Here is a 9,126-nt window from a genome sequence, read left to right on the forward strand (position 1 = left end):
TGGACTTTGTGTAAGACAGTACATGGTTTTTTAACCGTGGTATGCAACGGTGGTTGAAGCAGAAACTTAAATCGTGAGGTTTAGGAATCGCCGCACTTTTAGGGCGGCGAGGATGTCAACTAAATCATCGTATGCCCCATGAGTGTTCTTCCTCTTCCAAGCTGTTAAACAACAAGGTTCAGCCCCTTTACTAATGGTTCGCATAAGGTTCAGCCCCTTTACTAATGGTTCCCATGACGCAATTCTTGTTTACGGAGCAGTAGTTTGGCTTTGACCAATTCGAGATGATTGGCAGGTAGTTCCTCACTTAATTCTGCCAGCAATTGTTGAGCCTCAGTTAGCTTTGAATCTTGTATGGCATCTAGCAGATCGTTCAATTCAGTATCAATTTTCTCATTACGAATGCTGGTATTCATGACATCTAATAAGACAGTATTAGCATCTTGCCCATATTGAGAGGGCAACTGTCGCAATTCGCCATTAGCTAAAGTGTAGATCAAAACATTTTTACAATCACTGATCACTAGAGGTGAATGGGTTGTCAGCACAAACTGACAATTTGGGAAAGTTTCGGTCAGGCGCTCGCCGAGGCGACGTTGCCAAGAGGGATGTAGATGCAAATCGACTTCATCAATCAAAACGATACCATCGCCTGCTAAAGGATTTTCTAAGGCAGGGTTCAGCATGGCTAGACGGCGGGCAATATCACCAACAAGAGCCATTAGGGATTTTTCGCCTTGTGAAAGTTGGGCGACGTTGAGGGTTTCACCATTTTTGTCCACTGCCATGTAGAGACGAGGCCTACGACGGACTCTAAGGTTATCCATATGGGGCATAAATCGGCCAATGGCGGTGCGAACTGCTGTTAATTGCCGATCTTTAGCTGAGGCATTGCGTTCATTTAACCATCGCCATAAGTCTTGATTGGTTTCAGCCATTATTGGTCTTAGTTGGTTGAGAACGTCTTCAGGAACTCCTGATTCATTTTCGGTATCTTCCCGTTCTCGGAACCATTCAAAAAAGCGACGAAAGTCAACGCCCTGACTTAAGGAGTTATCATAACCGTCCAATTGCAAAAAGGTATGCTTAGTCCTAATTTTTAGTGGAATATCGAGTACGACACGCTCGACAGGATAAAACGCAATTAGAGGTAGGCTAGTTTTGTCATCATGGGTGAGGGCATCACGATAACGATTGGCCAAGCGCGTACAGTCATTAAGGTTGCTATTATATTGGGCTTTACGTCCTTTTCTATTTTTTGCAAGAATCCATCTGAAATAAGGGTCAATCTCGCTTTGATCGGGATTGTTTAATGATTTGGAGAAATCCGAGACTTTGATTTCAATGCTGCCAGCATTAGCAGTATTAAATATGGCATCTTCAGAAATAGGGTTACCACTCCCTTTTTCTGTAAGTAAACGAGCAGTAAACCAACTAAGAGAAGTTGCTAATGCTTTTAGTATAGCAGTTTTACCAGCCCCGTTATTACCAACAAAAACAGTAATGTTGCTTGGGTTTTGCTCTGTAGGTGCCAAGGAAATTTCCAGCTTTTCAAATAGCCCGATGTTATTTAAGATGACCCGTTGAATTTCCATATCGGTGAGAGTGGCGAGGGATATGCTGACTGCTGATAGACTAGGTATAAAACCGTAAAACAGTTGGGAAATAGTGAAAAGATATGGCTTCCTAATCTCTAAATAAAACTATAAGTTAAAGTTGATCGCGATGACGGCGATCGGCGATAAAAGACTCCACCAATTTAACATCTTCAACACTACCGATCACTAAAGGTGTGCGGGTGTGTAATTTATCGGGAACGATATCTAAAAGATTTGTCACCCCATCACTAGCTTTACCTCCTGCCTGTTCAATTAAAAAAGCAAGGGGGGCAGTTTCATAAATTAAGCGCAATTTTCCCTGAGGATTTTTAACAGTACCCGGATAGAGAAAAACACCACCCTGCATTATAATTCGATGGATATCTCCCACTAATGCCCCACTGTAACGGGCCGTGTAACCATCATGACGGTGGACATAACGGGTATAGTCGCGAATTGCCTCATCCCACTGCCAAAAATTGCCCTCATTGGTACTATAAATCGGCCCATGATCAGGGATAATAATATTCTCTTGGGCGAGGATAAATTCCCCTAAACTGGGGTCAAGGACAAAGGCATGAACACCCCGACCGATCGAGTAAACTAAAATAGTCGAAGGACCGTAGAGAATATAACCGGCGGCTATTTGTTTACGACCATTTTGCAGTAAATCCCGCGCCTCTCCGTCTAAATCATTGTCTTCCTGTTGCCGGATGGCAAAAATCGAACCGACATTAAGATTAATATCCACATTGGAAGAACCATCGATCGGGTCGTAGAGTAGGGTATAGCGACCGATGGGGCAGTTTTCCGGAATATAATAGGGTTTATCCATTTCCTCGGAAGCAAGACGGCAAACTAAACCACTTTGCTTAAAAACCGAGATAAATACTTCATTGGCAAAAACGTCCATTTTCTTGACGGATTCCCCTTGGACGTTTGTTTCTCCAGTAAAACCTAGTACATCCGCCATTAATCCCGCTTTACTGAGACGACGGGCAATTAATTTCCCCGCTAGGGCAATTCGACTCATAATTGCGCTTAAATCCTGCGCGTCGGGGGAAAAACTTTGTAGTTGTTGCAGGACGTGACGGGAGAGGGTGGTACAATCTCGATCGAGGCTATGTTCGGGGATAGAAAAGGGAATATTGCTAACCATAACTGTAATTGCCAGTAATAAAGTAAAAAAAGGAAACCCGTCTAGTCTCAATTGTGACTATGATTTGATCCTAGCCAAGATTTTCCCTATTGCTGGCCAATTTTTAGATCAGTTTTAGAGTTGGCTAATTTTTCTCTCATTGATCATTAAATTTTGGGCAATAAGTAGCTGGTTATAATTAAATTGAAGATAAATTTTGGGTTCGATCCCCCCTTAATAAGGGGGGTGTCTGACAGTTTTTAACACCTAACTACTTACTTGCCCTCTCAATTTAAGTCGATGGGGATACACCGGGCAAGCGTCTATATTTCAAGTAATAGGCAAAACCTGTTATTAAAACAATAACTATTGTGCCGATACCTAAATAGTTAGGAACCCAAAAAGCTGCCGCAATGGTGTTAATTTCTCCCGGTTTTAAATGCCAAATTAACTGATCATCAACTTGTTCTACCGGGGGATTTAATCCTGAGTCATCTTCAATATTTTGACCAGCTAAGGGAGTATTTAAAGCGAAGTCGATAGCGACTAAAGAACCGGGACTAACGATAATATTTCCCTGTTCAGAAAGTACCCCTAAAGCCCGCAGATCAACGGTTAATTTTAAGTTTTTCTGAGTCAAAAAGAAGCAATCTTGTTCTGTAACTGCCAGTTTTGAATCTAGTTGCAATAACTTAAGATCATCAGTATCGGCGGAATTTTTGATTTTAAAGGAAGAACTAGGATCAAAAAATTGATTGAATTTTTCCTCTAATTCCTGACCATTACTAAAGGGAATAGTCACAATTATTTCTCGTTCGGAAATATGAGCGGTTTTCCCCTTAAGTAATTTTGCCCTCTGTTCGATACTATTTAACCATTTAGTGGCTTCGGTTTGACTGAGACTGGTTAAGCGTTGTCCGAGGGTGATATGTTGAATAATTTCCCCGTGGTGTTGGTGGGGAAAATTAATGCCCACATCGTAACGGACACAGCCAGTTAAAAAGAGAAAAATACCGCATAAAAAGGGCAGAATAAAGCGGGTTTTCCCGATTTTTTCGGTGGTTGGTTGATTCATAATTAATCTTCTTCTAAGTCGTCATAACTTGCTGAACTGCCACCGCTAACCGTAACTAGATCGATTTGCTGACGATAATAGTCTACATCTTTTACTTCCACTTCTACCTCATCACCGAGACGATAGGCAACGCGATTTTTCCGTCCTACCAAACAGCTATGACGAGCGCGATATTCATACCAATCATCCTTGAGAGAAGAAACATGAACCAACCCTTCCACTAATAAATCGGAAATTTCCACGAAGAAACCATAGGATTGTACACCTGTAATTAAGCCGCGAAAAACTTGACCCATTCTTTCTTTCATTTTCTCGGCTTTTTTCAATCCTTCTAGGTCTTGTTCCGCATCTTCAGCAATTTTTGAGCGATCATTGAGATGGGAAACAATTAGGTGACTTTCTTCTTCTAACTCCTCCTGAATTTGACTTGGTAGAATATTCCAATGAATCTGTCCATGACAGCTATTACTGCCCAAATTAACCCCGACTTTGACGATTTTGCTGCGGCGATCTTTCCCCTCTGTTAATAGGATTTTTAACACCCGTTGTACCCAAAGATCGGCATATCTTTGCAGGGGTGATAGACAGTGGGTATAATTGCCAGGATAGGCCAAACCAAAATGGTGTAAAGGATGGCTGCTATATCTAACTAATTTGAGAGTTTCTTGCAGGAGATAATTGAGGACTTTCACCGATGTGGAAGTGGAAAAAATGCGGGTGAGATTTTGATAGTCATTGGGTTTAATCTCCTCCTCGGCAGTTAAATTTAATTCTGCCCCTAAATTATTGGCTAATTTGAGTAAATCCTCCAATTCATCCCAATCCGGTTCCGATTGTCCACAGTAGATACAGGGTAAGTTTAAAGCTTGCAAATGTTCAGCGACGACTTTGCCGGCTAAAATTGCCACTTCTGTCAGTAAAGAACGGGCCGGTAAATTATTAGAAGCGAGAACAGTCCCCCCCCGTCCTTCGTCTTTGTAGGGAGAGATTTTGTCTAATTGAATATCAAAACTACCCCGCTGCAGACGTTGGGATTTTAGGGTGGGGCAAACGCTAAAAAATAAATCTTTCAGGGTTTCAACGGTATCGGTGGGGGCAGCTTCGCTATCTTCTTCACTGAGCAGATCGCGCACCTGTTGATAGGTAAAATGTTGATCCACTTGGATGAGGCTGCGGGTGATTTCGTACTCCACTAGCTCCCCCTTGTCATCGAGGGTGACGAGGATAGAAATAGCGGGGCGCTGTTCTTGCGGTGACAGGGAACAACGACTGGTAACGGCAGCCGGGACTAATGGCAGCACTTTTTCGCCTAAATAGACGGCAGTTCCCCGTTTTTTGGCAACTTTATCCAATAATCCGCCCCGTTCAATGTAACGGACTACATCGCTGATATGAATGGCGACTCGCCAGCGATTTTGGTTGATTTTCTCTAAAGAAAAGGCATTTTCAATGATTGGGGGATAATCCAGGGGGTTGTCATCTTCGATGGTAAAGGTGAAGAGTGGGGTTAAATCTCGCAGTTGTTCTTTTTCGCCACTATCGAAGAAATCCGCTAAATTATCGGCAATTTCAAGGGCTTCCGGCGGAAAATTATGGGGTAGATCGTGTTTACAGGAGACGATATCGGTGTCGGCAGCGGCCTCGGCCGTGGAACCGAGAACGCGAGTAACTTTACCGATGGGAGGCATTTCCCCTAGGGGATAACGGAGGACGGAAACATGAACGAGGTGATCGATGTTTTCTTGGAGGTTTTGACCATTTTCGAGGAGATTAAGGGTAAATTTCAGGCGATCATCCAGGGGAACCGCCACAAACTGCTCATTTTCCTGTTTTACTTGCGCTAGAAGCGAAGGATTAGCTCGTTCGAGAATTAATCTCACCTCTCCCTCCGGGGAACGACGACGGGTCCCCTCGCGGATGATTTTGACTAAAACTCGATCGCCATTCCAAGCGTTACTTAAATGATTTTTCGAGACGTAGATGTCATCAGCATCTTCGCTATCTTGGATAGCAAAGCAAAATTCTTTACTGGAACAGCGCAGCTTTGCTTCTACGATATTTTCCTCGATCACACGACGATAGCGCCCGCGTTCTTTGGCAACCATTCCCAGACGTTCTAAAGCATCGAGAATCACTTGCAATTTTTCGCAGCTTTCGGGATCGTCTTCGCAGCCCAGTTTTTTTTCGAGAAGTTTACCCGTAGCTAATTTATCATCACTAAGATGAGAGAGGAGTGTGGCGATCGAGAAGTCCATCTGACAATAATCCTTACTTACAAGACACTGACGGAATCGTGAATAATTAAGTTTAAATACTTAATAATGAGAAGATTGATTTAAACCATTGACTCCAGAGATTATCTCTATCGGGCTAATTGCGATCGCTGGTGGTGACAGTGAAGGTAAACTGACCAAGCATCGAACACCCGAACCTACCGAAGAGAATTATCGAAGCCTTCGTTAGTATAAGCCAATAGCGAACACCGGTAAACTTTTCGGCGATCGCTAGTCTTTCTGGCAGAAGCTTCAGCCTAGTAGAATCTTGTTACTGTGGGCAAGGCTAATCCTAGAACTGAAAATTTTATCTAACCTTTAATCTTAGCAAGAACTTGCTACATTTTTCCATAATTGCGATAGAGTATTCTAATATAAGTACAAAAGAACTCGAAAAAGTCACCATGCTGCAAAAGTTACGCCAACGTTACCCCCAAGTTGCCCTGATTAGTGAGTTAGTTCAAATCGATCACGGCAAGTATATTGTGAAAGCGATCGTCGAAATTGAGGGAAAAACGGTCGTTACAGGTTTAGCTGCGGCAGATACGGTGGAAATCGCCGAAGATCGAGCCAGAGAACGGGCTTTACTGCTTTTAGAGGCTGAAAGCACCCCCGATCTCCAGCTTGTGGAAAAAATCAGCCCCAATAATATTTCTCTACCAGAAGATTTACCTAAACCCGTCGCTAGTGCCAAAAAATCGACCAAAACGGCTAAAGTCACTGAAATACCTCGTCCTGAAGCTAAAATTGAGCCGGAATTACCTCAAGTTAAGGATATTCCCCCAGCTAAAATTGAACCGGAATTACCCCAAGTTAAGGATATTCCCCCAGCTAAAATTGAACCGGAATTACCCCCAGTTAAGGATATTCCTTTACCAGAACCAGAGCCTTTATTATTAGAAATGGAAACCGATAATTACTCCTTATTATCAGAATTGCCAGAAGAAGCGAGTTTAACTGAAGAAGAACCCCCAGAACCAGAACCAGTTGTTGTTATTCCCGAAGAAATCGATTATTCAGTTCTTAAAACTAAAATTGATGTGGAGATGAAACGATTAGCTTGGACTACAGAAAAAGGTCGGGAATACCTGATTTCTACCTATGGCAAAAAGTCCCGTTTACTGCTAACTAATGAGGAGTTATTAGAATTCTATAACTACTTATCTAGTATCAGTGCCTAATCACTAAACCTGCTGCATAAATCAAAAATCTTCCGTTAAGTGAGGAGTCAAGAGCCAGTATTCTCCGAGTCAGGAGAAGAAGAAAGAAATAGATTATTTCCTGGCAGTAGAAAAGCGATCTTTTTCTGGAAAAATCCTTAAATTAAGGACTTTAAGAGCAAGTCTGCGATTAAAAACTCACTTTTGCGGGAGATATAATAAAAAAGGAAGCTATTAACTGCCAGTATTTTTTTCCCTATCTCCCTATCTCCCTATCTCCCTATCTCCCTATCTCCCTATCTCCCTATCTCCCTATCTCCCTATCTCCCTATCTCCCTATCTCCCTATCTCCCTATCTCCCTATCTCCCTATCTCCCTATCTCCCTATCTCCCTATCTCCCTGATAACCGATAACTGATAACTGATAACTGATAACTGATAACTGATAACTGATAACTGAATTAGTTTCTCACCGCTTCTGTTTCCACTTCTTTGGGAACAACAACTGGCACTCCGCTGACTGTTTCGATTTGATAAATAACGCGACTTAATTGGGAAGGACAACAGAGAGGATCCGTGTCTTTATAGCGATTAAAAACCACAATAATTCGATCGCTATTTTGTAAAACAATTCTCTGAGATGCTCCATCAGCGCGGGAATCCATCGGTCGCGGGGAAAGAGTGCCAGCGAATTTACCATCGACAAAAACAAAGTCTTGATAACCCATCGGTCGGCACATTCCATCCACTCCACTCATGGCCGAAATAACGCTAGTTTTACCATAGGTTTGCACGGCTCCGTACAGTAACCATCCTGCTTTATTAAGCGCTTGATCATTGGCAGTAATTGCCGGACGAACCTGTTCACGACACTGGTTATCGATCACGGTTTTAACGGGAGATTTGGGGATAGGTGACTTGGCTTTATTCCAATTAGTTAACGGTCGATCAAACCAAGCTCGCGGAGTCTCTTTTTCTGGGGTTTGGCTAATAACTTCTAATAGCTTCCATGTTTCCGAATTTTGATTATTAGCTGGATTGGAGACGGTTTCAACGCTAACTTTAATTTGATATAAAAATCCTGGTTTATAATCAAATCCCTCGATACTATTGGCGAACAATCTCCAGTTTTCCTCTGGTTTTTCTCGCATCTGTAAACAGTCTTTGGTTGGGCCTTGGCTACAGGGTTGTTTCCTAGAATTGATATAAATTGTCTTTTCCGTGCGCGTGGTGGTCGGTGCGGGGGTAAAAGTGAGGATTCCTAAACCTTCGGGAGTACGATAAAATAATTGTAAATCGCCTTTAGCTGTCACTTGGAATTGTTCCACTCCTTGCAAGGCAGCGAGATATTGATTTTCTTGTTTCATCTGCGGTTCCGGACAAGCTTTTTTGGTAGTAGCGATCGCTTGGTTGATCTGGAACGTGCCATTATTGACTTGATAGCCGGTATTATACTGGTTGCATCCGGCCGAACCACTGAGGATATTTTTCTGGAAAGCGGCAGTAATTTCCGTTTCTTTGACCAAACTTCCGGCTGTCCAACCCCTTAGTTTCCATCGAGTCCCCTCCAAAGGGGAAGTATTAGCGATCGCTACTTTCCCCGCTAAAGCACAACTTAGGGCAATTGTCAAGAAAATTCCCGTTTTTTTGGCGTTCAAAATTGCTATTCTCCTCGTCAAAGCAACAATTGTATTATGGCGTGGGGTAATCGACTGAGTGGTTAGGATAATTTTTAGGATTTCTCTTTCTGACCATCCCGTGACGGTTGACATCCTCACCGCCGTAAACGGACGGTGATTCCCAAACCTCACGATTTGGGTTTCTGCTTCTTTCCCTTGCGGGGTTCCGCACCTGCCTTAACAGATTTACTCTGTTCTGGTCT

6 protein-coding genes are annotated in these 9,126 nt (G+C 42.8%); 1 reads left to right on the forward strand and 5 read right to left on the reverse strand.

Translation table 11 applies throughout. The annotated features are described in order from the left end of the window. Positions 1-221: 221 nt before the first annotated feature. From EWV84_RS07900 to EWV84_RS07915, 4 genes are all read right to left on the reverse strand, one after another. Complete coding sequence (locus tag EWV84_RS07900) at positions 222-1,595, reverse strand: AAA family ATPase (protein ID WP_287077567.1); 1,374 nt, start codon at positions 1,593-1,595, stop codon at positions 222-224. Between the two features lie 115 nt (positions 1,596-1,710). Beyond that, positions 1,711-2,757 carry a class 1 fructose-bisphosphatase gene (gene fbp, locus EWV84_RS07905; RefSeq protein WP_287077568.1) on the reverse strand — a complete coding sequence of 349 codons (1,047 nt, stop codon included), beginning with the start codon at positions 2,755-2,757 and terminating at the stop codon, positions 1,711-1,713. 271 nt (positions 2,758-3,028) lie between these two features. Continuing rightward, positions 3,029-3,811, reverse strand: a complete 783-nt coding sequence (locus tag EWV84_RS07910; RefSeq protein ID WP_287077569.1) for a DUF3153 domain-containing protein — start codon at positions 3,809-3,811, stop codon at positions 3,029-3,031. Positions 3,812-3,813: 2 nt separating this feature from the next. Then, on the reverse strand, positions 3,814-6,066 hold the full coding sequence (locus EWV84_RS07915; RefSeq protein WP_287077570.1) for a ribonuclease R family protein: 2,253 nt from the start codon (positions 6,064-6,066) through the stop codon (positions 3,814-3,816). Positions 6,067-6,488: 422 nt separating this feature from the next. On the opposite strand from EWV84_RS07915, the gene EWV84_RS07920 reads away from it, so the two are divergent. Further along, on the forward strand, positions 6,489-7,265 hold the full coding sequence (locus EWV84_RS07920) for a slr1353 family protein (protein WP_286827225.1): 777 nt from the start codon (positions 6,489-6,491) through the stop codon (positions 7,263-7,265). Positions 7,266-7,705: 440 nt separating this feature from the next. On the opposite strand, the gene EWV84_RS07925 is transcribed toward EWV84_RS07920, so the two are convergent. Then, positions 7,706-8,902, reverse strand: coding sequence for a DUF4377 domain-containing protein (locus EWV84_RS07925; RefSeq protein ID WP_353806916.1), 1,197 nt, complete (start codon positions 8,900-8,902; stop codon positions 7,706-7,708). Positions 8,903-9,126: the final 224 nt, after the last annotated feature.

Source organism: Microcystis sp. M_QC_C_20170808_M3Col (assembly GCF_007095505.1).
Classification (GTDB): domain Bacteria; phylum Cyanobacteriota; class Cyanobacteriia; order Cyanobacteriales; family Microcystaceae; genus Microcystis.

Excerpts from the sequence above, each read along its gene's own strand:
- EWV84_RS07920 (WP_286827225.1), top strand. The coding sequence starts at position 6,489 with ATGCTGCAAAAGTTACGCCAACGTTACCCCCAAGTTGCCCTGATTAGT.
- fbp (WP_287077568.1), bottom strand. The coding sequence starts at position 2,757 with ATGGTTAGCAATATTCCCTTTTCTATCCCCGAACATAGCCTCGATCGA.
- EWV84_RS07915 (WP_287077570.1), bottom strand. The coding sequence starts at position 6,066 with ATGGACTTCTCGATCGCCACACTCCTCTCTCATCTTAGTGATGATAAA.
- EWV84_RS07900 (WP_287077567.1), bottom strand. The coding sequence starts at position 1,595 with ATGGAAATTCAACGGGTCATCTTAAATAACATCGGGCTATTTGAAAAG.
- EWV84_RS07910 (WP_287077569.1), bottom strand. The coding sequence starts at position 3,811 with ATGAATCAACCAACCACCGAAAAAATCGGGAAAACCCGCTTTATTCTG.